A 21,833-nucleotide genomic window follows, 5' to 3' on the forward strand; every position below is an offset into this window, starting at 1 on the left:
CTCGTCACCCCGGCGAGGGCCGGGATCTGGTGCAGCGAAGTCGGGCGATGCGGAGAGCGATCCCGGCCTGCGCCGGGACGATGGGAAAGCGTCATTGGTTCACCGCCCCGGTATCCGATCCCTCACCCGGGAGCGCGGCGTCGTCGCCGTGGAAGGGGGCATCGGGATAGCTACCGTCGTCATGGCCGGATTCGGATACCGGCAACTGCTGCTCGTTCGCAGGAACCTCGCCGCCCTCGTTTCCGGGGATGTCGTCGAAGTACTTGTCGATCGCCTCCTCCAGCTCGGCGATCTGGAACGGCTGGCCGCTGGTCTTGGTCAGCGGCTCGGCGTCGACCAGGAACTGGTCGCGCAGCACCGTTTTGAACTGGCCCGTGTTCATCTCGGGCAAGAGGATTTTGTCGAAACCCTTGAGCAGCGCGCCCAGATTGGCCGGCAGCGGCCAGATATGGCGCACGTGGATATGGCTGACGTCCAGCCCCTTGCGCCGCGCACGGCCGACCGCCTGATGGATCGGGCCGTAGGTCGAGCCCCAACCCACCACCGCCAGCTTGCCGGTGGATTCGCCGAGCGCGACGTCCTGGTCCGGCACCGCGATGCCTTCGACCTTCGCCTTGCGGGCATCGGTCATCCTCTGGTGGTTGTCGGGCGAGTAATCGATGTTGCCGGTCAGCTCGTGCTTCTCGATGCCGCCGATGCGGTGCAGCAAGCCCGGCGTGCCCGGCTTGATCCACGGCCGCGCGCCCTTCACGTCGCGCTTGTAGGGCAGCAGCCGGTCGCCGTCGTTCCTCTCGGTGAGGAACTCGACCGGAAATTTCTCGTAGCTCGCGGGATCGGGCACCTTCCACGGCTCGGCCGCATTGGCGATGTAGCCATCGGTCAGCAGCATGACGGGGGTCATGTACTGGACCGCGATGCGGCAAGCCTCGATCGCGCAGTCGAACGCGTCGGACGGGCTGCGAGCAGCAATTACCGGCATCGGCGCGTCACCGTTGCGGCCATAGACGGCCTGGTAGAGGTCGCTTTGCTCGGTCTTCGTCGGGAGACCGGTGGACGGCCCGCCGCGCTGCGAGTTGACGATCACCAGCGGCAGCTCGGTCATGATGCCGAGACCGATCGCCTCGGTCTTGAGCGCAATGCCCGGGCCGGAAGACGAAGTGACGCCCAGTTGCCCGGCGTAGCTGGCGCCGATCGCCGCGCAAACTGCCGCAATCTCGTCCTCAGCCTGGAAGGTGGTGACGCCGAACTCCTTGAGCCGCGTGAGGTGGTGCAGGATCGCGCTCGCCGGCGTGATCGGGTAGCCGCCGAAGAACATCGGCAGCTCGGCAAGCTGCGCACCCGCGACGAGGCCGAGCGAAACCGCCTCGGCCCCGGTGATCGTGCGGTAGAGACCGGGCGCACTCGCAACCGGCGCCACGTGAACCTGCTTGAGCGGCCCCGAAAGCTCTGCCGTCTCGCCGTAAGCATGCCCTGCATCGAGCGCGGCGATATTGGCGTTCGCAATGTCGGGCTTGGTCTTGAACTTCGCGCGCAGCCATTCGTGCAGCGGTTCGCGCGGACGGTCGAACATCCACAGCGCGAGGCCGAGGGTCCACATGTTCTTGGAACGCAGCGCGTCCTTGTTGCCGAGGCCGAACGGCTTGACCGCCTCGATCGTCAGCGCGCTGATGTCGAACGCGAGCACGTCGTACTTCGCAAGGCTGCCGTCCTCGAGCGGATTGCTCTCGTACTTCGCCTTGTCGAGGTTGCGCTTGGTGAACTCGCCGGTGTCGGCGATGATCAGTCCGCCCGGCTTCAGCGCCGCCAGGTTCACCTTGAGCGCCGCCGGGTTCATCGCCACAAGCACGTCGGGCGCGTCACCCGCGGTGTTGATCTGGCGGCTGCCGAAGTTGATCTGGAAGGCGGAGACGCCGAACAGCGTACCTTGCGGCGCACGGATCTCGGCCGGGAAGTCGGGGAACGTCGCAAGATCGTTGCCCGCGAGCGCGGTAGAGAGCGTGAACTGCCCACCCGTGAGCTGCATGCCATCGCCGGAGTCTCCGGCGAAACGCACAACGACGGCATCGGGATTTTCCGCTTCCAGCGGCGTGTCGGCGGCTTGGGTAGCCATCGGAATTCCTTTTCAGGCGCCGCACTTTGGCGGTGCACTCGTTACGCTGGGGCACCTATGTATCCGCCCTAGCGCCCGCAATGAAGTTTTTCTCCCCCGGGTGAAAAATGTCGAGTGGAAAACGGCCCACCGCGCGCTAGGATTGCGAAAAGCAACCGATAAGCGGAGGGGACATTGGTCGATACCGAACATGACGTGCGCGAGGACGTGCGCGGATTTCTCGACATGCTCGAACAGATGGGCCGTCCGGGCGTCGAGGAACTGCCGGTCGAGGAAGGCCGCGAGGGGATGCGCTTGCTCGGCACGCTCGCCGAAGCCGAACCGCGTCAACTCGCCGTGATCCGCGACCTCGCCTGCCCCGGGCCGGCGGGCGAAATTCCGCTGCGCTTCTACGACACGAAGGAATCCCGCGCGCCCAGCCCCTGCGTCGTGTTCATCCATGGTGGCGGATTCACGATCGGCGACCTCGAGGTCTACCATTCGCTCTGCACGGAAATCTCCCACCAGCTCGACCTGCCGGTCGTCTCGGTCGATTACCGCCTCGCCCCCGAACACCCCTTCCCCGCCGCGCCCGACGACTGCGAGGCGGCGGCGCGCTGGATCGCCTCCAGCCCCGCAGAACTCGGACGGCAGTTCACCGGCCTCGTCATCACCGGCGACAGCGCGGGCGGCAATCTGACGATCGTCACCGCAAACGAGCTCTGTGCGCGCCCGGCCGAGGTGCCGGTGATCGTGCAGGCGCCGATCTATCCAGTGGCGGACGACGTTCGCGAGCACCAGAGCCTCAAGGATTTCTTCGAAGGTTTCTTCCTTACCGGCGCGGCAATGGCATGGTTCACCGACAACTACGGCGGCGATCCCAACGATCCGCGCCATACGCCGATGGCTGGGGACTGTTCGGGCGCGCCGCCGACCGTGCTGTGCACCGCCGGGCTCGATCCGCTGCGCGACTCGGGCCGCAGCTACGCTGCCCACCTGATCCGGCAGGGGACGGAGGTCTGCTATCTGGAGTTTCCCGGGATCATTCATGGCTTTACCACCTTGCGCAAGGCGATCCCGAGCGGGCAGAAGGACCTCGATTCCTTCCTCGCCGCGATCAGGCTGATGCTCGAGCGGCACGCAAACTAGGGCACCAACGAACATGAACGAACTCGGCTACCGCCCCTGCGTCGGAGTCATGCTGGTCAACGCCGACGGCAAGGTCTTCGTCGGCCGCCGCATCGACAACAAGGAAGGCGACTGGTGGCAGATGCCGCAGGGCGGCGTCGACGAGGGTGAGGATCTAGTGGCGGCCGCACTGCGCGAACTGGCCGAGGAGACCGGCGTACGGGCCGAGCACGTGTCGATCCTCAAGCGGATGGAAGAGCCGGTGCGCTACGACCTGCCGGAGGAGCTTGTGGGCAAGCTTTGGGGCGGAAAGTATCGCGGGCAGGAGCAGGTCTGGTTCCTCGCCCGCTTCAGCGGTAGCGATACCGATATTGACCTGGAAGCCCACGATCCGCCCGAGTTCTGCGACTGGAAATGGGCCGAGCCCGAGCAGCTTCCCGAACTGATCGTGCCGTTCAAAAAGCGCGTCTATCGCACGGTCGTCGAAGCGTTCCGCGAACTGGTATAGCGCAGCGCTTGAGCTTGCGCACAGGCGCGGCTCACAAGCAGATCAGTTCGCCTTGCTCACCTGTGCTTCGGGCATAACCGATTCGGCGGCAAGCACCGGAGTGCGCGGGCCGCGCTGGATCGAGGCAGCGAGTTCGCGCGTTTCGGGGCAGCCTTCGCCGCACATGCTCTTGAGCTTCGCCAGGTTGGCTTTCGCCTTCTCGACCGCGCCCTTCTCCAGCAAGGCTTCGCCCTCGCCGGAAATCGCCGCGAGGTTGCCTGGATCGCGCGCCAGCGTTTCGCGGTAATAGTGGATCGCCTTGCCCTGCAGGCCTTCGGCACGCGACGCTTGGGCGAGCTCGAGGAAGATCGGCGTATACCCCGGATCGACGGCCAGTGCGGCTTCGAAAGCGTCGATGGCGCGCTGCGGCTGCTCGGCGGCGAGCGCCGCGCGGCCTTCCGCGATCAGTGCCGCCGCGCGCGGGTCGGCTTCGCGTTCCGCACCCATCCCGACGCTTGCGGTAAGCGCAACGGCCAGCGAAAGGGCAACGGCTGCGGGGGCAAAACGCATGATCAACTCCTGGTAGGCCCTGGCACCTGCAGATGGTTCCTCTGCCATAGTGCCGCCGGTTAACACGGCAAGGCTGCACGCGCGATGAAAAATCCGTCCGTCTGATCGTGGAACGGGGTCAAGCGGATGCCGCTCCCCCGCTTGCGGCCGAGGGGAAGATCGGGCGGATCGGCACGCCATTCGGGGTTTTCGGCAAGGAAATGCGCGATGCGGTCCGCGCCCTCCACGTCGAGCAGCGAACAGGTGACATAGACGATCCGCCCACCCGGCCGCACGAGCTGCGCAGCAAGGCCGAGCAGCCGATCCTGTGTCTCCGCGAACCGGGTGAGCTGCGCCTGGTCCAGACGCCAACGCGCCTCAGGATTGCGACGCCATGTGCCCGTGCCGGAGCATGGCGCGTCGACCAACACCGCGTCAGCCGAACCCCTGAAGCGTTCGAGCGCCTCCATCTCGCGTCCCGGGTTCAGGAGCAGCGTGTCGATCATTCCCGCGCCGGCGCGGTCGGCCCGCGGCACGAGGTTCGCCAGCCGTGCGCGGTCCGTGTCGCTCGCGATCAGCGTGCCGCGGTTCTGCATCGCTGCGGCGAGCGCCAGCGTCTTGCCGCCGGCCCCTGCACAAAGGTCGATCACCGTCTCGCCCGGCTGAGCCTCCACGGCCATGCAGGCGAGCTGGCTGCCGTGGTCCTGGATCTCGACCAGCCCCTCGCGGTAGGCGGGCCACTGATCGACCGAAGTGCCTGCAGGAAAGCGCAGCGCGTTTGATGCGGCGAGCGGTTCGCCATGATCGGGCAGGTCGATGCTTTCGCGGCCCGCCTTGAGTGTGTTGATCCGCAGATCGAGCGGGGCGCGGTCCAGCAAAGCGGCCGTCTCGTATTCCTCGATACCGGAGCTGACGAGCGCCTCGACCAACCATCGCGACGCGAGGCCGGGCTCGGCGCCGACTTCGCCGTCTGCGAGCGGTGCCGGCCCATGGGGCGAGCCGTCGAAAAGCAACAGGATCGCTTCGTCCTCGGCGCCGAGCGCGATCATCGCCGCCCGTCCGCTGGGCGGGACCGGACCGCAGACGCGGATCGCCCGATAGACCAACTCGCGTACCGCGCGCCGGTCCTTGCTGCCGGCATAGCGGCGCTGGCGGAAGTAATCGGCGATCAGCCGGTCGGCAGGGGCGCCCTTGGCTTGTGCCGCGGCGATGACGGCATCGAGCAGTTCGATCGCGGCCTGGACCCGCGCGGCGGGGGTCACGTATTTGAGTCCTGGCGCAGGCTGGGACTTCCCTCGATAGCCGCAGACCTGACGGTCCGAGCCCCCCACCTTCGCGGTGACTCACGCATTGAGCGCCTCGCGCTCATCGTGTCGGATAATTCGGCGCCTCGCGGGTGATGGCGACGTCGTGCACATGGCTCTCGCTGAGCCCGGCGTTGGTGATGCGGACGAACTTGGCGCGCGTGCGCAGATCCTCGATCGTCGCGCTTCCGGTATAGCCCATCGCCGCCTTGATGCCGCCGACGAGCTGGTGGATCACGTCTGCCGCCGGGCCCTTGAACGGCACCTGCCCCTCGATCCCCTCGGGCACCAGCTTCATCGCCGACACGTCCTGCTGGAAATACCGATCTGCGCTGCCGCGTGCCATCGCGCCCACTGAGCCCATGCCGCGGTACGCCTTGTAGCTGCGCCCTTGGTAAATGAAGGTCTCTCCAGGGCTCTCGGTCGTGCCGGCGAGCATCGAGCCGACCATGACGGTCGAGGCGCCCGCCGCCAGCGCCTTCGCGGCATCGCCGCTCGTCCGCAGGCCGCCGTCGGCAATCACCGGAACGCCCGATTTCGCCGCTTCCTCCGCGCATTCCATGATCGCAGTGAGCTGCGGCACGCCGACGCCAGCGACGATCCGGGTCGTGCAGATCGAGCCCGGACCGATGCCGATTTTCACCGCGTCAGCGCCCGCGTCGATCAGCGCCCGCGTCGCTTCCGCGGTCGCGACATTACCCGCGACGATCTGCACGGAGTTCGAGAGAGTCTTCGCCTTCTCCACCGCGCGCGCGACGTCCTTGTTGTGACCGTGCGCCGTGTCGATGATTACCACGTCGACTTCCGCGTCGACCAGCGCTTGGGTCCGCTCGAAGCCCTTGTCGCCAACGGTGGTCGCGGCAGCTACCCGCAGGCGCCCGCTGACGTCCTTGGTCGCATCGGGATAGTTCACGGCTTTCTCGATGTCCTTGACCGTGATCAGCCCGATGCAGCGATAGTCCTGATCGACCACCAGCAACTTCTCGATCCGCCGCTGGTGGAGCAGGCGGCGCGCTTCGTCCTGCCCGGTGCCAAGCGGCACGGTCGCGAGGTTCTCGGTCGTCATCAGCTCGCGCACGGGCTGCTGCGGGTTCTCCGCAAAGCGCACGTCGCGGTTGGTCAGGATACCGACCAGCGTGCCGCCGCGATCGGTCACCGGAATGCCGCTGATCCGGTGCTGCGTCATCAGCGCCTGCGCCTCGCCCAGCGTCGCCTCCGGCGAAATCGTGATCGGATTGACCACCATGCCGCTCTCGAACCGCTTGACCGCACGCACCGCGGTGCACTGCTGTTCGATGGTGAGATTGCGGTGGAGCACGCCGATCCCGCCGAGCTGCGCCATGACGATCGCCATGTCCGCCTCGGTCACCGTGTCCATCGCAGCGGACAGCACGGGAATATTGAGCGCGATATCGCGCGTCAGCCTCGTGCTCGTATCCGCCATGGACGGGAGAATATCGCTTTCCGCCGGACGCAGGAGCACGTCGTCGAAGGTAAGGCCGAGGGGGATGTCGATCGAAGCCACGTAAAATCTTTCGCCGGAGAATCGTGGCGGCCCATGTAACCGCATGTACCGGCCCCCGCTAGGGGTGAGCGGGAATTTATGGCTGGGCGGCCTGGTAACCGCTGAGGCTGGCGAAGTGCCGCACCAGCGCGAGATGCAGCAGCACGTCCTCCGCCGCACCGCCGAACTGGATCGCATCGGCGACGTCGCCGGTGCGATGATAGCGATCGCGTATGTAAGCTTCCATCGCGTCGCGATCTGCAAAGGCGCTGGAAACCATCAGCGTGGGCACGTCATGCTGCAACAGGGCCCAGCCGTCCTGACGGCGGACATAACGGTTGGCATAGTCGTGATCGCCGAGCTCGCGGCCGAGGCTCGCCACGAGGCGCTCCACTTCGCGGTCGAGCGCCGTCATGCCATGCCCGACGATCGCCACCCGCCCGCCCCGCGGCGCGACCGCTATCGTGTCGACGTTGAATGCGGCGACGATGGTGTCGAGCGGCATCGGCGGATCCTGGGCGAAGGCTCGCGCGCCTAGCAGGCCCCACTCTTCCGCCGTGGTCGCGAGGAAATAGACGTCGCGGTCGAGCTGCGGCCCCTGCGCAAGCCGTTTTGCGACCGCCCCGAGCACTGCGAGACCGCTGGCATTGTCGACTGCGCCATTGCAGATCGCGTCCGGACCCTGCCCCTCGGCGCAATGCCCGAAATGATCCCAGTGGGCGAGCAGCAACACCGCGCCCGCGTTGGGCAGGCGGCCGGGCAGGCGTGCGATAAGGTTGTGCGTGCGCACCTCGCGCGAGAGCGAGGTCGCCTCCAGACGCGCTTCGATATCGAGCGGAACGGGTCTGAAGCCTTCGCGCCCTGCTGCGGCGGAAAGCTCCGCGAAGCGTTCCGCACCCAGCAGCGCCTCTGCGCCTTCCCGCGACACGAGCCCGTCCAGCTGGGCGCCATCTTCGGCGCCGGCCAGGCGATAGGAGCCCTTGCTTCGAAGATCTGCGAGTTCGGCGAGCTCCGCGCCATTGGGCACGATCGCGAGTACGGCCGCAGCGCCTTTCTCCAGCAGCGCTTCGCGCTGCTCGACCTGGCGTGGATGATCCCACAGCATGATCGCGATGCGTCCGGCGAGCTCCGCCTGATCGAGCGCCTGGCCCTTGCGGCCGACGAACACCACCGGGCTGCGCTCGAGCAGCGAACGGCGCCCGGAGGTGTAAAGGCGGACCGATCCCTCCGGCGGCGTAAGTTTGCGGCGGCCGCGGAAGAAAGCGGCCTCGAAGTGCTCCGGCGTGATGAGCTGCAGCGCCACTGGTGCGAACCAGGGGTTTGCCGGATCGTTCGTGCCTGACTCGAGCCCGGCCGCCTGCCACTGCTGCGCGAGGTAGCGCAGCGTCTTCGCCTCGCCGTCCGTGCCGGGGCGGCGGCCCTCGAACTCGTTACTCGCCAGCACGGCGACATCTGCCGCCAGTTCGCTTTCGATCGCATCAAGGCTATCGGCCGGCGCCGAGTCCATTCGCGCAGGGGCGCAACTCGCGGCGGCCACCGCGAGAAGGATCACCGCCCAACGGTGCATCTGCGCCCCTGCCCGCATCGCCGGTTACTCGGCGGTCCAACCGCCATCGATGCTCCAGTTGGCACCGGTGACGTTGCCCGCTTCGTCGCGGCATAGGAACACGGCGAGCGCGCCGATTTCCGCAGGCTGGACGAACCTCTTGGTCGGCTGCTTGGCCAGCAGCACATCGTCGATTACGTCTTCGCGCGATAGGCCGCGCGCCTTCATCGTATCGGGAATCTGGTTCTCGACCAGCGGCGTCCAGGCATAGCCCGGACTGACGCAGTTCGCGGTTACTCCGCTCTTGGCCAATTCCAGCGCGACGGTCTTGGTGAAGCCGTCGAGGCCGTGCTTGGCGGCGACATAGGCGCTTTTGAAGGGCGACGCGGTCTTCGAATGCGCGCTCGCCACGTTGACGATCCGCCCCCAGCCCTGTTCCTTCATGTGCGGAACCGCGCGGCGCACCGTGTGGAACGCAGCGGTCAGATTGAGCGCCATAATCGCGTCCCATTTCTCGACCGGAAACGCCTCGACCGGGGCGACGTGCTGCATCCCTGCGTTGTTGACCAGGATATCGATCGGCCCGGCGGCATCCATCAGCGCGTCGCATCCTTCGCGCGTGGTCAGGTCCGCCCCGACGTGCTGCGCGCGAAGTTCGTCGCAAAGCTGGGCAATTTCGGCTTCCTCTCCGAAGCCGTTGAGCACGATCTCCGCCCCCTCCGCCGACAGAGCGCGCGCGACCGCGAGGCCGATACCGGAGGTCGACCCGGTGACGAGCGCACGCTTGCCAGAAAGGAACATTCGATACCCCCTGCAGATTTAATGAGCAAAGCCTTGCCTAGACGGCTTTTGCGGGCAAGTCTGCACCTGTCCAGATACTATCGGCGGACGCGCCTTCGGGGAGATGAATAGATGAGGCTCAACCGGTTCGATCCGCGCAATATTCGCGTACGCCAGGGTGGCGGGGGCGGAAGCAGGTTTCCCGGCGGCGGTGGCGGCAAAGTCGGCTGCGGCACACTGGTGATCGTGGTCGTCGCCGCGCTCGTGTTCGGAGTGGACCCCGGCCAGATGCTCGGCACGATCGACAGCGTCCAGCAGAGCGCACCCGCCGGGCAGCGGCCGCAATCGAGCCTGTCGGAAACGCAAGTCTGCGAACAGAACGAATATGCTCTCGAAGCCTGCAACGCGCTCGATTCGCTGAATCGCACCTGGCAACCCGAGTTCGAACGCGCGGGAATCGCTTTCCAGGACCCTGTTCTCGAGTTCTACGCCGGCGGCACCAATTCCGGCTGCGGCGGCGCATCGAGCGCGATGGGGCCGTTCTACTGCCCCGCAGATCAGGGTATCTACATCGACACGAGCTTCTACGACACGCTGGCTCGGGAACTCGGCGCGGGCGGCGACTTTGCCCGCTACTACGTCATGGCCCACGAATACGGGCATCACATCCAGTACCTCACGGGACTCGCCGCTCAGGTACGCAGCGCGCAATCGCAGAACCCGGGCCGCGCCAACGAGCTGCAGGTGCGGATGGAACTGCAGGCGGATTGTTATGCCGGCGTCTGGGCCGGCAAGAACCGCAACCTGATCGATCCGGGCGACATGGAGGAAGGGTTGCGCGCTGCGAGCGCCATCGGCGACGATACGCTCCAGCGCCAGGCCGGACAGCAGGTCAGCCCTGAGAGTTTCACCCACGGTTCGAGCGCCCAGCGCACCGAAGCGCTGCAGCGCGGAATGGAACAGGCCGATGACAGTGTGTGCGATGCCTATTTCGACATGCGCTAGGGTGCTCGCGCTGGCCTCGGTTCTGGCCGGCGCGCCGCTCGCGGCACGGGACCAGGCGAACGTGCGCGATCCCGACCCCGACATGGCGGACATCGCCACCACGCCGCTCACCGATCTCAACCTCGCGAAGGATCCAATTCCGGAGATTCTGCTCGCCGCGGCACAGGCGCCTTACGCGAACGAAAGCCTCGACGAATGCAGCGAAGTCGAAGGGGCAATCGCCCAGCTTGATGCGGTGCTCGGCACCGACCTCGACATCGCCGACGAGCACCGCGACGATATATCCGTGGGTCGCATCGCCAAGAGCGCGGTGGGATCGTTCATTCCCTTCCGCAGCATCGTGCGCGAGATCACCGGCGCGGCCGACCACCAGCGCGAGTTCGAGGCGGCAATCGTCGCAGGGCTGATCCGGCGCGGCTATCTGAAAGGATTGGGCCAACAGATGGGCTGCGCCTATCCGGCCCGGCCCGCCTTCGCGAAGATCGACGTGACGAAGGACGACCGCGTCGAATGGGCCGAAACCGAACTCACGTTCGGCGCTGCCAGCGCGCAAGCCGCGCCCGTGGACGAGAAGCCGAACGCGGAAAGCGAAGGCGCCCGGGGGATCACCTTCGTTTCCAATGAAGTCGTGCAGCCGGTGGGCGGCTGAACCGCCGCGCGGTCTAGTTCTTTGCAGCCATCCGCGCGATCGACTCGTCCAGCGAGCTCAGCACGCGCGCCCGCATCTCCGCCGAGATCGCTCGGTCGCGGGCGACCTCTGCCCGGGCCTCGCGCAAGCCGCGCATCGCTTCCGCATTGATCGCGGCGGTGCAGATCCGGATGACCTGCCGTCCATCTTCCGAACTTTCGTGTACCGCGTCGGTGCCGCGGCAGCCCTCGATCACGCGCGGAACCTCCGGCATGTCGGCCAGAGCGACGCGCACCTCATGGCCGATACGCTCGCCCAAACTACCAAGTTCGCCGAGTTCGCCAAGCTTACCCAGTTCGCCGAGTTTATCGAGCTCTTCGAGTGCCTTGAGGTGCGCCTCGCGCTCTTCCGAAGAAAGACGCCGGAGATGGTCGTGCCTGGTTGCGTCATCGCCGTACCTCCTGACGACCATGCGCTCACGCTCGTCATCGAGCCGATGGACGACGACGTGGCGCCGCTCGCCATCGGGGTAATCGCCGACAACCTGGAGCGGGAGCGGTGCCGGGGGCGCGGGAGGCGCCGGGGGAGCGGGCGGGGCCGGCGGCACGTCGGCAGGAGCGGCCGGCGCGGCGGGTGGCTCGGGCGGCTCGGGCAGGGTTGTGGTTTCCGCATAGCTGATCGAAGCGGTCAGCGGCAGAGCCAACAATCCGGCGGCAAGCAGTGCGCGCCCGGCCATGCGCCGGCGCGGAGTGATCTCGGACATGGTCAGGCTCCTCAAACGATGGATGATCGACTTGTCGCCCAGCACCGGGCAGGCCATCGGTGCGGCGAGCGCGACGCGGGGGCCAGCGGCGAAGCTGGCGATAACCTGGCCGTAGGCGGCGCGGGTCTCGCGGTCGCTCTTCTCGACCACGCGGGCATCACACGCCGCTTCCTGATCGCGCCGCATGGCTTGCCAGCCCGCGTAGGCCAGCGGGTTGAACCAGTGCAGGGCAAACAGCGGCTGTGCGGCAAAGTTCGCCAGCAGATCGCCTCCACGGTGATGGGCGAGTTCATGGGCCAGAGCCAAATCGCGCGCAGCGCGGTCGCGCTGGGCCATGAAACCCGGCGGCAAGGCCACGACCTTGTCGAGCACGCCGAACGCAATCGGAGCGTTGGTCTCGGACGTCTCGACCAGGCGGATCTTGCCCGCCTCCCCCACCGGCACCGCGCCTGTGAGCAGCACACGGCGCATCCGGTGGTATCCGGAGAAGCGCAACCAGAGGAACACCGCCGCGCCCGCGAGCCACAGTGCAAGCAGCGCCGCCGCCCAGGGGATTGTCGGCGACGCTGCCTCCACTGCTGCCCCCGTCCCGTCCAGGGCGGCAGTTCGATCGATGATGAGATTGGCGGTTTCGGAAGGCATCACGGCGGGTGCGGCCGGCGTTTCGGGCGCGAGCGAAGCTGGCAGCGTGATCGGCGGCAGCAGCAGACGGAGGAACGGCAGCAGCCATAGCCCGTACGCCGCTTTCGCTCCGAAATGGCGAGCAACCGGACGGCGCAGCAGGAGGACCAGCGCGATCAGCGCCGCGGTCCAGACGAGCGTATCGAGAAGCCAGCTCATTGCTTCAGCTCCTTCAGTAGCGCCTCGATCTCCGCAATGTCGGCGTCGGTCAACGCCTCCTCCTGGGCGAGATGGGCGAAAAGCGGCGCCGCGCGGCCGCCGAACAGTCGATCAACCAGCCGGCGGGATTCATCGCCGACATAATCGTCGCGGGCGAGGAGCGGCCTGTAGAGGAACCGCCGCCCGTCCGGCTTGGTCGCCACTGCCTGCTTGGTCACGAGCCGCGAGAGCAGCGTCTTGACCGTCGGCAAGCTCCAGTCGCGCTCCGCACAGACCGCCTCGCACACTTCGGCGGCGGTCAGCGGGCTTTTCGCCCAGAGCGCTTCCATGACGGCGTGCTCCGCATCGCTGATGCGCTCCGGCCGTTCGTCTTCTTCGGACTTCGCCACGAAAACCTCCCCGGTTTTGCGTCTACGTTTGTAGACTTACCGATTACGCTTGTAAACATTAAGCATGGATGAACCGATTGGCGCCTGCCGATGCTGCTGGTAGAGCCCGGTCATGCATCTGTCGGACTGCCACAATGTCGACGATCTGCGCCTGCTGGCCAAGCGCCGCCTGCCGTGGCCGGTGTTCGACTACATCGACGGCGCGGCCGACGACGAGATCACCCGCGCACGCAATACGGCTGCGTTCGACGAGGTAGACCTCGTGCCGAACGTGCTCGCCGGCGTGGCCGAGATCGACACAAGCTGCACGATCATGGGCCGCCACAGCGCGCTGCCGCTGATGCTCAGCCCCACCGCACTCCAGCGCGTGTTCCACTGGCAGGGTGAGCGAGCCGTCGCGCGAGCGGCCGAGAGGTTCGGCCTTTGGTTCGGCATCTCCAGCCTCGCGACCGTGAGTATCGAAGAGATCGCGTCACTCGTGTCAACACCCAAGCTGTTCCAGCTCTACGTCCACAAGGACGATGGGCTGAACGCCTCGATGATCGAACGCTGCAAGGCAGCCGGGTTCGATGCCCTGGCGCTGACAGTAGACACGATCGTTTCGGGCAAACGGGAGCGGTGCGCCCGCAGCGGGTTCACCACCCCGCCCCGGTTCACGCCGAGTGCCGTGTGGTCCTACGCCACCCGGCCGCGCTGGGCGCTCGACTATGTATTCCGCGAGAAGTTCCGCCTGCCCAATCTCGACACCCATGTCAGCGAAGGGACCGGCCGCGCCGTGTCGATTGCGGAATACTTCAACACCATGCTCGACACGGCGATGGACTGGGACACCGCCGCGCGCATCCGGCGGGACTGGGGCGGCACCTTCTGCCTCAAGGGGGTCATGAGCGTCGCCGACGCGCGCCGCGCGGTCGAGATCGGCGCCGACGCGGTCATGGTCTCCAACCACGGCGGCCGTCAGCTCGACGGCAGCCGCGCGCCCTTCGACCAGCTTGCCGAGATCGTCGACGCGGTGGGCGGCGAGATCGAGATTATCTGCGACGGCGGCGTGCGGCGCGGGACCCACGTGCTGAAAGCGCTGGCACAAGGCGCCACCGCCGCCTCGGGCGGTCGGCTCTACCTCTACGCCCTCGCCGCCGCCGGACAGGCAGGCGTCGAACGCGCGCTCACGCTACTCAAGGACGAAATCGAACGCGGCATGCGCCTGATGGGCGTGACATCGGTCGACCAGCTCGAACGCAGCATGCTGCGACGGCGGTGAAAGTCCGGCATAGTCGCGGCATGTTCAGACGATTCGCCGCACTCGCCCTGCCCTTCGCGCTCGCCTCCGCTGCGTTCGCGCAGGACACCGCGCCTATTCCTTCCCCCGAAGCCGAAGCCGAGACCACCCTCGTCGTGCTCGAGACGACGATGGGTGACATTACCGCCGCGATCGAGACCGAGCGGGCACCGGTCACCGCCGCGAATTTCCTGCGCTATGTCGACGAGGGCCGCTTCGACGGGATCGTGTTCTACCGCGCCATGCGGCTCGACTGGGGTGAGCAACCCAACGGCCTGATCCAGGCGGGCACGCAGCACGATCCGAAGCGGGTCCTGCCCCCGATCGCTCACGAACCGACGAGCGAGACCGGCGTGCTTCACACCGCGGGCGCACTCTCGATGGCACGCAACGCGCCGGGCACGGCCACTGGCGACTTCTCGATCCTGCTGCAGGAGCAACCGGGGATGGATGCGGACCCCGCGTCCGACGACCCGGAGCTGCGCGCCGGCTATGCCGCCTTCGGCCATGTCGTCGAAGGAATGGACGTCGTCCGCGCGATCCACGCCGCGCCGACCGATCCGGACAAGGGCGAAGGCTGGATGAAGGGCCAGATGCTTGCGGAGCCCGTGAAGATTATCGAGGCGCGCCGCGTCGAGGCCAAATAGCTCGATTTCGCCGTGCGGAGCGGTGGTATGAGCTCCTCGCCGGGTTTGCGTATCAGGCGCAGCTAGTCAGCACACCTCGGCCGTATTCTGTGGAATCGGCCCCGGCGGCACACGAGCAGGGTGGCGGTGGAATGGATCGGCGGCGAGGCGATGGCGGTCGCCGTAGGCCGTGCGCAGCGCTGCTGCGAGGCGCGGGTCGTATGTCTCCAGATCCGAGTGATTCAGGATCTGCCGGCCGTCGAAGACCGCCAGGCGGTTCGAGTTGAACCAGAACTGCGTCCCTTCCGCCCAGTACTCCTGCACTGTCGTGCTGGCGTATTCGTCGCGCCAGAGACCTTCCTCGAGCGCCTCGGCATAAGCAGCTTCCACCTCGGCGTAGAGCTGCGGATCGGCCACACGGATCGCGTCGAGGACGTTATGCGCAAACTCGTGGACGAGGATCGTCTCGCCGTAATAGCGGCTCGTGCGCTTGCCGAGCACGTCCTCCTCCGCCGCAACCGTGTGGACGCCGCCGATGCCTCGGGCGCGGGCGTTCCAGTACTCGCGGTCGGTCAGGCTTCCGATCCGCACGTCATAGTGCTTGCGCTCGCAGCGGGTCAGTCGTGGATCGTCGTGCGCAGGCTTGGTCCAGTGCGCGTTTTCCGGCAGATCGGTGATCGCCTCCTCATCCGCGAGGATCGCGACGCGATAGCCCTTGCGCGCGAGCACCGCAGCGAGATCGGGACGGTGCGCCAGCATGCCCTCGACGATCGAACGGGCGCTAACCAGCGCCTCGTCGGCGACGCGCGGAGAGCCGACGATGGGAATGCCCTCGGCCTCGACATATTTCGTATAGAAGGGATCGAGCTCGAGGTTCTCGGGCGGTGGCGGCAGCGCCGCGCAGGCGCCGGCCAGAAGCACCGTCAGAGGAAGCAGGAGAATGACTCTCATCGAACGTCGGACTGGATCGCCTGTCTTCCCTTAGACTGTGACCGCCGCACCGAGAAAGGGTCGCACCGCGGCCATGGCGCGATCGACATGGACATCCTTCTCGCCGACCGGCGCGACGTAGTGCAGCGCGTCTTCGGCTTCGCGCTCTCCGGCGAGGCGCGCGATGACCCAGGCGGCGAGGTATTGCGAAGCGAGGCAGCCGCCGGCCGTCGCGACGTTGCCGTGTGCCACGAACGGGGCGTCGATCACGTTCACACCTGCCTCGATCACCCACGGCTTGGTGGTAAGGTCGGTACAGGCCGGCAAGTCCCCGATCAGCCCAAGTTCCGCCAGAAGCAGGGTGCCCGAGCATTGCGCGCCGATAAGTTGCCGCTCCGGATCGAGCTCGATCCGCGCCAGCAGGGCGGGATCGGCCGCGATCTCGCGGGTGCGGATGCCGCTGCCGATGATCACCGCATCCGCCTCGCGCGCGAATTCGAGCGGTTTCTGTCGTTCGACGGTCACACCGTTCATCGATGTCACAAGCGGCGTGGGGGACGCTATGTGCGCCTTCCACCCCGCTCCATGCATGCGATTGAGGATCGCTGCCGCGACGAACGAGTCGAGTTCATTGTACCCGTCGAACGTCAGGACTGCGATCTGCATGGCTAGTACACCCGCTTCTTCGGCTTGATGTACTCGATATCGTCGGTGAGCGTGTACTCGTGAACCGGGCGGTAATCGATCTTCACCGCGCCGCCGTTTCCGCCCCACCCTTCGAACCACGCGACGGTGTGCTTCATCCAGTTGGCGTCGTCCCGCTCGGGGAAGTCTTCATGCGCGTGCGCGCCGCGGCTTTCCTTGCGGTTCTCGGCCGAGGCGATGGTGACGTTCGCCTGTGCCATCAGGTTGTCGAGTTCGAGCGTCTCGATCAGGTCGCTGTTCCAGATCAGCGAGCGGTCGGAAACATGAATGTCCTCCATCCGCTTGTTCGCCTGCTTGAGCAGTTCGACGCCTTCGGAGAGCAGTTTGCTGTCACGGAACACGGCCGCATGCTTCTGCATGTCCTTCTGCATTTCCGCGCGAACGGCCGCCGTCGGCGAACCGCCGCTGGCATTGCGGAAATGGTCCAGACGGGTCAGCGCGAGATCGGCGCTGTCCTGCGGGAGCTCGTCGTGGCTGGTGCCCGGCTTGATGATTTCCTTGAGGCGATGGCCGGTCGCACGGCCGAACACCACGAGATCGATCAGCGAGTTCGAGCCGAGGCGGTTCGCCCCGTGGACCGAGACACAGGCCGCCTCGCCCACCGCGAACAGGCCGGGCACGACCGTTTCGGGATCACCGTCCGGACCGATCGTCACGACCTCGCCGTGATAGTTACAGGGGATGCCGCCCATGTTGTAGTGGACGGTAGGCGTGACCGGGAGCGGCTGGCGCGTCAGGTCGACGCCGGCGAATATCTTGCCGCTCTCGGTAATGCCCGGCAGGCGCTCGGCGAGCACCTTGGGATCGATATGATCGAGGTGGAGGTAGATGTGATCTTTCTCCGGCCCGACGCCGCGCCCCTCGCGCATTTCGAGCGCCATCGAGCGGCTGACGACATCGCGGCTCGCAAGGTCCTTCGCGCTTGGGGCATAACGCTCCATGAAGCGCTCACCCTCGCTGTTGGTCAGGTATCCGCCCTCGCCGCGCGCGCCCTCGGTGATGAGCACGCCCGCACCGTAGATGCCGGTCGGGTGGAACTGCACGAATTCCATGTCCTGGAGCGGCAGGCCCGCGCGCAGGACCATGCCGCCGCCGTCGCCGGTGCAGGTGTGGGCGCTCGTCGCGGTGTAGTAGCAGCGGCCGTAGCCGCCGGTGGCGAGCACCACCGCCTTGGCGCGGAAGCGGTGGATCGTCCCGTCGTCGAGGCACATGGCCATGACGCCGCGGCACGCACCGTTCTCCATGATGAGGTCGAGCGCGAAATACTCGATGAAGAAGTCGGCGTCGTATTTCAGGCTCTGCTGGTAGAGCGCGTGGAGCATCGCGTGGCCCGTGCGGTCCGCCGCGGCGCAGGTGCGCTGCACGGGGGGGCCTTCGCCCATGTTCTGCATGTGGCCACCGAACGGACGCTGATAGATCGTGCCGTTGTCGTTGCGGCTGAACGGCACACCGGCGTGCTCGAGCTCGTAGACGGCCTGCGGCGCCTCGCGCACCATGTATTCGATCGCATCCTGGTCGCCGAGCCAGTCGGAGCCCTTGACGGTGTCGTACATGTGCCACGACCAGTGGTCGGGCGTGTTGTTGCCGAGGCTGGCGGCGATGCCGCCCTGCGCCGCGACGGTGTGCGAGCGGGTCGGGAACACCTTGGTGATGCAAGCGGTCTTCAGACCGCTCTCGGCCGCGCCCATCGTCGCGCGCAGGCCCGAGCCGCCGGCCCCGACCACGACCACGTCATAGGTATGGTCGACGATCGGATAGGCGGGCTGCTGGCCGGCCTTCTGGCTTGCCTGGTTGTTGGTGGCGGTCTTGGGTGCCGGGTTGGCCATCAGGCGGCTCCTCCGAATACGATGCGGGCGACGCAGAACAGGCCGAAGGCCGCGCCGCCAACGGTCGCGACATTGAGCAGCGCGATCGCCGCGAACTTGTTGCCGGGCGTGTGGACGTAGTCCTCAATCATCACCTGCAGGCCCAGGCGCGCATGCCAGAACGGGCTGACGATCAGCAGCGCCATCGCCGTCGCTGCGAGCGGATGCGAGAGATAGCCTGTGACAGTGGCGTAGGAGAGATCGGGCAGCAGCAGGATCGAGCCGACCAACCACAGCACGAGAATGAGGTTGCCGATCGCGGTAAAGCGCTGAAGCAGCCAGTGATGCACGCCCTCATGCGCCGAGCCCAGCCCGCGCACGCGGCCGATCGAGGTTCCGTTACCCATCGTTCAAATCCTCAGAGAAGCAGCAGAGCGGCCCAGAACGCCGCGGTCAGGGCAATGCCGATGATCGGGCAAGCGACAGACCAGGCCTTGTTCGTGTCGAGTTCGTACCCCGCCCCGATGTCGAGCACGAAGTGGCGCAGGCCCGAGGTCATGTGATTGAAGAAGGCCCACGAAAGCCCGACCAGGACGACATAGCCGTACCAGGCGGTCGCGATGCCGGTGAAGGTCGCGTAGGCCTCGGGCCCGCTCGCCAGCGAGCCGAGCCACCACAGCAGCACGCCCAGCCCCACGATCGCCATTCCGTCGCCGGTGACACGGTGCAGGATCGAGACCAGCATGTGCGGCCCCCATTTCCAGATGCTGAGATGCGGCGAGAGTGGTCTTTCGGCCATGGCGATCGTCCGGTTACCCTTGAAATTGCGCCTTCCCCTTAGCGCAATCGACTGGCGAGACAAGGCGCGTGGGGCTTGCCAGCGATAATCGTTCTCCCCGTTGTCCCCCCACAGGCCGGCGCAGTTCCTGCACGACAATCTAGGATCATCGACCGCACAGGGATGACGGACGGGTGACGGTGCGATAAGCGCCGGGCATGCCAACGATCCTGCTCACCGGCTCCAGCCGCGGTATAGGCGCCGCGATCCGCACACAGCTCGAAACGCGCCAGGCGCGCGTGATCGGCCACGCCAGTGCACCACACGATGCACAGACCATCGGCGCCGATCTTGCCGAACCGGCGGCCCCGCACATGCTGTGGGAAGAGGCACTGGACCGCGCCGATGGCGAGATCGATGTCCTGATCAACAACGCCGGGCTGTTCCAGGCGAATCCGATCGACCGATCCGACATCGAATGGCTCGACGCGTGGGAAGATACTCTGCGGATCAACCTTACCTCCGCAGCGCAGCTTTCGCGCTTTGCCGTGCGGCACTGGCTCGAGCGCGGCGTGCCGGGCCGTATCGTCCATGTGGCGAGCCGCGCCGGACACCGGGGCGACTCGCCCGCCCACTGGCACTACGCCGCCGCCAAGGGCGGCATGCTGGCCATGCACAAGACGATCGCGCGAGCCTACGCGAAAGACGGCATCCTGAGCTTCGCGATCACGCCGGGTTTCACGGACACGGCCATGGCGGGCGACTACCTCGCCAGTCGCGGTGGCGCTGGCCTCCTCGCCGACATCCCGCTGGGCCGCGTCGCCGAGCCGAAGGAAATCGCCGCCATCGCCGTCTTCTGCGCGCTCGACGCCCCCGCCAGCATGACCGGCGCGACGGTGGACGCAAACGGGGCAAGCTACGTCCGGTAGTCGCAATCACGCACCACCCGCTTCCGCCGCGCGAGCGATAGGGCTAGTGAGCCTCATGCCCAATAGCTGGAAACTCACCGCATTCGCCGACAAGTCGGCGGTTCAGGCCGCTCTCGTCGCGCAGGAGGACGCGATGGAGTGGGACGATGAGGTCGTTCTCACCGGCTGCGAGGTGGCGGAAGACAAGCCGCTGGACTGGCGGCTCGACGCGTACTTCCCGCGCAAACCGACCCGAGCCGATCGAGCCATGGTGTCCGCGCTGTTCCCCGATGCTGGGCCGGAGCTGCTTGCGGAGAAGCTGCCGCCGACGGACTGGGTGACCGAGAGCCAGTTGGGCCTCGAGCCGATCCGCGCAGGCCGATTCTTCGTCCACACGCCAGAGCACGCACCGAGCGACACGCCGGGCGTGGTGAACCTCTCGATTCCCGCCAGTCAGGCGTTCGGCACCGGGCAGCATGCGACCACAGCGGGGTGCCTCGCCATGCTCGACACGATGAAGCGCAGCGGCGTCATCCCACGCAACCTCGCCGACATCGGAACCGGCACCGGCCTGCTGGCCTTCGCCGCGCTCACGCTCTGGCCGCGCGCGCTAGCGACCACGAGCGACATCGATCCGGCTTGCCTGGGCGTGGTCGAGGACAACGCCGCCGCGAACGGCTTCTCAATCGGGGGCGGTCCGGGTAAACTGACGATGGTCGTCGCCGACGGCATGCACCATCCCCTGCTCCGGGCCCGCACACCCTACGACCTGCTGATCGCCAACATTCTCGCAGGGCCACTGGTGGAACTCGCGCCCGATTTCGCAGGCGCCGTGACGCCGGGCGGGAATCTGCTCCTCGCCGGACTGCTCCGAACGCAGGAGCCGCGGGTACGGCAAGCGTATCGCCGGGAAGGATTCCGTTTGGCATCGCGCGTGAAGAACGGCGACTGGTCGATCCTCTGGCTGCGGCGGCGGGCTGCACGGTGACCTCCCCGCCCCCCTCGCCGCTTCGAGCGGCAGGGCTCCGCGGCAGTTTGCTGGCGAACAAGAGGGCCTGGCGCATCACGGGAAAGGTCCTCGCCTTGCTCGCGCTCGTCATCGGCTTGTTCATGGCGTTTGCCTGGATCGGCTCTTCGATCCCGCGCAACGGAGACTGGACGGAGCCGGAGCGCGGCGTCGAGATCATGATCGAAACCAACGGCGTCCACACCGCGATCGTGATGCCGCTGGTCAATTCGCAGAAGGATTGGCGCGCGGACTTCCCGGCAGCGGACCTGCCGGCACCGGATCGGCCCTATACGCACGTCTCGGTCAGTTGGGGGGAGCGCGAGGTCTTCCTCAATACACCCACCTGGGCCGACCTTTCGCTGCCGACGGCGATCAACGCAGCAACGGGCGGGGACGGCCTGCTCCACGTTGCGCACTATGTTCGTCCGGCTTCCAGCGACACGGCGCGGGTCTTGCGCCTCCGCCCCGCGGAATACGCTCGCCTTGTCCGCATTATCGAGACGCAGGTCGTCCCGCCCGACCGCCGCACCGTGCATGGCGGTTACGAGGACTGGGACGTATTCTACGATGCACCGGGCACCTATCACCTCGGCAACACCTGCAACCAGTGGACCAGCGATACGCTGGCGGGCGCCGGGGTCAGGACGGGATGGTGGACTCCGTTCGCAGGCGGTGTGATGAAGTGGGTTCCGCGAACGGACCGTCGATTTTCTCGTTAAGCGAAACCGCGATGAACCTGAACGGCAGCCCTACACGCCGGTTCAGTTCCCGGTCATTCGGT

22 protein-coding genes are annotated in these 21,833 nt (G+C 66.7%); 9 read left to right on the forward strand and 13 right to left on the reverse strand.

Features of this window, described 5'->3' with window-relative positions; all coding sequences use genetic code 11:
* Window positions 1-91: 91 nt before the first annotated feature.
* On the reverse strand, window positions 92-2,110 hold the full coding sequence (locus D2V04_RS07715) for a 2-oxoacid:acceptor oxidoreductase subunit alpha (RefSeq protein WP_119512771.1): 2,019 nt from the start codon (window positions 2,108-2,110) through the stop codon (window positions 92-94).
* A 174-nt stretch (window positions 2,111-2,284) separates the two neighbouring features.
* Here D2V04_RS07715 and D2V04_RS07720 point away from each other — a divergent pair, with 174 nt between their 5' ends.
* Together D2V04_RS07720 and D2V04_RS07725 are read left to right on the forward strand one after the other, a co-directional pair.
* On the forward strand, window positions 2,285-3,238 hold the full coding sequence (locus D2V04_RS07720) for an alpha/beta hydrolase (RefSeq protein WP_228766317.1): 954 nt from the start codon (window positions 2,285-2,287) through the stop codon (window positions 3,236-3,238).
* A 13-nt stretch (window positions 3,239-3,251) separates the two neighbouring features.
* Window positions 3,252-3,725, forward strand: coding sequence for an RNA pyrophosphohydrolase (locus tag D2V04_RS07725; protein WP_119512773.1), 474 nt, complete (start codon window positions 3,252-3,254; stop codon window positions 3,723-3,725).
* Between the two features lie 42 nt (window positions 3,726-3,767).
* Here D2V04_RS07725 and D2V04_RS07730 read toward each other — a convergent pair whose 3' ends face one another.
* The 5 genes from D2V04_RS07730 to D2V04_RS07750 all read right to left on the reverse strand — a co-directional run bounded on the left by D2V04_RS07730 (window position 3,768) and on the right by D2V04_RS07750 (window position 9,408).
* On the reverse strand, window positions 3,768-4,274 hold the full coding sequence (locus tag D2V04_RS07730) for a tetratricopeptide repeat protein (RefSeq protein WP_182849702.1): 507 nt from the start codon (window positions 4,272-4,274) through the stop codon (window positions 3,768-3,770).
* A 59-nt stretch (window positions 4,275-4,333) separates the two neighbouring features.
* Window positions 4,334-5,515, reverse strand: a complete 1,182-nt coding sequence (locus D2V04_RS07735; RefSeq protein ID WP_119512777.1) for an RsmB/NOP family class I SAM-dependent RNA methyltransferase — start codon at window positions 5,513-5,515, stop codon at window positions 4,334-4,336.
* 103 nt (window positions 5,516-5,618) lie between these two features.
* A complete protein-coding gene (gene guaB, locus D2V04_RS07740) occupies window positions 5,619-7,073 on the reverse strand; it encodes an IMP dehydrogenase (RefSeq protein ID WP_119512962.1) in 1,455 nt (484 codons plus the stop codon).
* A gap of 85 nt (window positions 7,074-7,158) precedes the next feature.
* Entirely contained in the window at window positions 7,159-8,568 is a 1,410-nt protein-coding gene (locus tag D2V04_RS07745; RefSeq protein WP_182849703.1) for a M28 family metallopeptidase, read from the reverse strand.
* Window positions 8,569-8,652: 84 nt separating this feature from the next.
* Complete coding sequence (locus D2V04_RS07750; protein WP_119512781.1) at window positions 8,653-9,408, reverse strand: 3-hydroxybutyrate dehydrogenase; 756 nt, start codon at window positions 9,406-9,408, stop codon at window positions 8,653-8,655.
* 111 nt (window positions 9,409-9,519) lie between these two features.
* Between D2V04_RS07750 and ypfJ the strand changes: the two genes are divergently transcribed.
* Together ypfJ and D2V04_RS07760 are read left to right on the forward strand one after the other, a co-directional pair.
* The gene (ypfJ, locus tag D2V04_RS07755) at window positions 9,520-10,392 is read left to right on the forward strand and encodes a KPN_02809 family neutral zinc metallopeptidase (RefSeq protein WP_119512783.1); all 873 of its coding nucleotides are present in this window, start codon (window positions 9,520-9,522) and stop codon (window positions 10,390-10,392) included.
* Between the two features lies 1 nt (window position 10,393).
* On the forward strand, window positions 10,394-11,041 hold the full coding sequence (locus tag D2V04_RS07760; protein ID WP_182849704.1) for a hypothetical protein: 648 nt from the start codon (window positions 10,394-10,396) through the stop codon (window positions 11,039-11,041).
* A 13-nt stretch (window positions 11,042-11,054) separates the two neighbouring features.
* Here D2V04_RS07760 and D2V04_RS07765 read toward each other — a convergent pair whose 3' ends face one another.
* A complete protein-coding gene (locus D2V04_RS07765; RefSeq protein ID WP_119512785.1) occupies window positions 11,055-12,623 on the reverse strand; it encodes a M56 family metallopeptidase in 1,569 nt (522 codons plus the stop codon).
* The gene (locus tag D2V04_RS07770; RefSeq protein WP_407672085.1) at window positions 12,620-12,952 is read right to left on the reverse strand and encodes a BlaI/MecI/CopY family transcriptional regulator; all 333 of its coding nucleotides are present in this window, start codon (window positions 12,950-12,952) and stop codon (window positions 12,620-12,622) included. The genes D2V04_RS07765 and D2V04_RS07770 overlap by 4 nt, the downstream gene beginning before the upstream one ends.
* A 172-nt stretch (window positions 12,953-13,124) precedes the next feature.
* Here D2V04_RS07770 and D2V04_RS07775 point away from each other — a divergent pair, with 172 nt between their 5' ends.
* Together D2V04_RS07775 and D2V04_RS07780 are read left to right on the forward strand one after the other, a co-directional pair.
* A complete protein-coding gene (locus tag D2V04_RS07775) occupies window positions 13,125-14,273 on the forward strand; it encodes an alpha-hydroxy acid oxidase (protein ID WP_119512789.1) in 1,149 nt (382 codons plus the stop codon).
* A 20-nt stretch (window positions 14,274-14,293) separates the two neighbouring features.
* Window positions 14,294-14,938: a peptidylprolyl isomerase gene (locus D2V04_RS07780; protein WP_119512791.1), complete on the forward strand. Its 645-nt coding sequence runs from the start codon at window positions 14,294-14,296 to the stop codon at window positions 14,936-14,938.
* 66 nt (window positions 14,939-15,004) lie between these two features.
* On the opposite strand, the gene D2V04_RS07785 is transcribed toward D2V04_RS07780, so the two are convergent.
* Genes D2V04_RS07785 through sdhC form a run of 5 tightly spaced genes read right to left on the reverse strand, consistent with a single transcriptional unit; the run spans window position 15,005 to window position 19,156 of the window.
* The gene (locus D2V04_RS07785; RefSeq protein ID WP_228766318.1) at window positions 15,005-15,868 is read right to left on the reverse strand and encodes a glycoside hydrolase; all 864 of its coding nucleotides are present in this window, start codon (window positions 15,866-15,868) and stop codon (window positions 15,005-15,007) included.
* Between the two features lie 30 nt (window positions 15,869-15,898).
* A complete protein-coding gene (locus D2V04_RS07790; protein ID WP_119512793.1) occupies window positions 15,899-16,513 on the reverse strand; it encodes a DJ-1/PfpI family protein in 615 nt (204 codons plus the stop codon).
* Between the two features lie 2 nt (window positions 16,514-16,515).
* On the reverse strand, window positions 16,516-18,378 hold the full coding sequence (gene sdhA / locus D2V04_RS07795; protein WP_182849705.1) for a succinate dehydrogenase flavoprotein subunit: 1,863 nt from the start codon (window positions 18,376-18,378) through the stop codon (window positions 16,516-16,518).
* Entirely contained in the window at window positions 18,378-18,764 is a 387-nt protein-coding gene (sdhD, locus tag D2V04_RS07800) for a succinate dehydrogenase, hydrophobic membrane anchor protein (protein ID WP_119512795.1), read from the reverse strand. The genes sdhA and sdhD overlap by 1 nt, the downstream gene beginning before the upstream one ends.
* An 11-nt stretch (window positions 18,765-18,775) precedes the next feature.
* The gene (sdhC, locus tag D2V04_RS07805) at window positions 18,776-19,156 is read right to left on the reverse strand and encodes a succinate dehydrogenase, cytochrome b556 subunit (protein WP_119512797.1); all 381 of its coding nucleotides are present in this window, start codon (window positions 19,154-19,156) and stop codon (window positions 18,776-18,778) included.
* A gap of 197 nt (window positions 19,157-19,353) precedes the next feature.
* On the opposite strand from sdhC, the gene D2V04_RS07810 reads away from it, so the two are divergent.
* From D2V04_RS07810 to D2V04_RS07820, 3 genes are read left to right on the forward strand one after another with little or no spacing between them, the layout of a single operon-like run.
* Window positions 19,354-20,064 carry an SDR family NAD(P)-dependent oxidoreductase gene (locus D2V04_RS07810; RefSeq protein WP_119512799.1) on the forward strand — a complete coding sequence of 237 codons (711 nt, stop codon included), beginning with the start codon at window positions 19,354-19,356 and terminating at the stop codon, window positions 20,062-20,064.
* A 55-nt stretch (window positions 20,065-20,119) separates the two neighbouring features.
* The gene (locus D2V04_RS07815; RefSeq protein WP_119512801.1) at window positions 20,120-21,031 is read left to right on the forward strand and encodes a 50S ribosomal protein L11 methyltransferase; all 912 of its coding nucleotides are present in this window, start codon (window positions 20,120-20,122) and stop codon (window positions 21,029-21,031) included.
* A gap of 47 nt (window positions 21,032-21,078) precedes the next feature.
* The gene (locus tag D2V04_RS07820) at window positions 21,079-21,771 is read left to right on the forward strand and encodes a DUF2459 domain-containing protein (RefSeq protein ID WP_228766319.1); all 693 of its coding nucleotides are present in this window, start codon (window positions 21,079-21,081) and stop codon (window positions 21,769-21,771) included.
* Window positions 21,772-21,833 lie beyond the last annotated feature (62 nt).

Source organism: Pelagerythrobacter aerophilus (genome assembly GCF_003581645.1).
GTDB classification, from domain to species: Bacteria; Pseudomonadota; Alphaproteobacteria; order Sphingomonadales; family Sphingomonadaceae; genus Pelagerythrobacter; species Pelagerythrobacter aerophilus.

Excerpts from the sequence above, each read along its gene's own strand:
- sdhD (WP_119512795.1), bottom strand. The coding sequence starts at position 18,764 with ATGGGTAACGGAACCTCGATCGGCCGCGTGCGCGGGCTGGGCTCGGCG.
- D2V04_RS07725 (WP_119512773.1), top strand. The coding sequence starts at position 3,252 with ATGAACGAACTCGGCTACCGCCCCTGCGTCGGAGTCATGCTGGTCAAC.
- D2V04_RS07810 (WP_119512799.1), top strand. The coding sequence starts at position 19,354 with ATGCCAACGATCCTGCTCACCGGCTCCAGCCGCGGTATAGGCGCCGCG.
- D2V04_RS07780 (WP_119512791.1), top strand. The coding sequence starts at position 14,294 with ATGTTCAGACGATTCGCCGCACTCGCCCTGCCCTTCGCGCTCGCCTCC.
- sdhC (WP_119512797.1), bottom strand. The coding sequence starts at position 19,156 with ATGGCCGAAAGACCACTCTCGCCGCATCTCAGCATCTGGAAATGGGGG.
- D2V04_RS07785 (WP_228766318.1), bottom strand. The coding sequence starts at position 15,868 with ATGAGAGTCATTCTCCTGCTTCCTCTGACGGTGCTTCTGGCCGGCGCC.
- sdhA (WP_182849705.1), bottom strand. The coding sequence starts at position 18,378 with ATGGCCAACCCGGCACCCAAGACCGCCACCAACAACCAGGCAAGCCAG.
- D2V04_RS07750 (WP_119512781.1), bottom strand. The coding sequence starts at position 9,408 with ATGTTCCTTTCTGGCAAGCGTGCGCTCGTCACCGGGTCGACCTCCGGT.
- D2V04_RS07790 (WP_119512793.1), bottom strand. The coding sequence starts at position 16,513 with ATGCAGATCGCAGTCCTGACGTTCGACGGGTACAATGAACTCGACTCG.
- D2V04_RS07815 (WP_119512801.1), top strand. The coding sequence starts at position 20,120 with ATGCCCAATAGCTGGAAACTCACCGCATTCGCCGACAAGTCGGCGGTT.
- D2V04_RS07715 (WP_119512771.1), bottom strand. The coding sequence starts at position 2,110 with ATGGCTACCCAAGCCGCCGACACGCCGCTGGAAGCGGAAAATCCCGAT.
- D2V04_RS07770 (WP_407672085.1), bottom strand. The coding sequence starts at position 12,952 with ATGGAAGCGCTCTGGGCGAAAAGCCCGCTGACCGCCGCCGAAGTGTGC.
- D2V04_RS07765 (WP_119512785.1), bottom strand. The coding sequence starts at position 12,623 with ATGAGCTGGCTTCTCGATACGCTCGTCTGGACCGCGGCGCTGATCGCG.
- ypfJ (WP_119512783.1), top strand. The coding sequence starts at position 9,520 with ATGAGGCTCAACCGGTTCGATCCGCGCAATATTCGCGTACGCCAGGGT.
- D2V04_RS07745 (WP_182849703.1), bottom strand. The coding sequence starts at position 8,568 with ATGGACTCGGCGCCGGCCGATAGCCTTGATGCGATCGAAAGCGAACTG.
- D2V04_RS07775 (WP_119512789.1), top strand. The coding sequence starts at position 13,125 with ATGCATCTGTCGGACTGCCACAATGTCGACGATCTGCGCCTGCTGGCC.
- D2V04_RS07730 (WP_182849702.1), bottom strand. The coding sequence starts at position 4,274 with ATGCGTTTTGCCCCCGCAGCCGTTGCCCTTTCGCTGGCCGTTGCGCTT.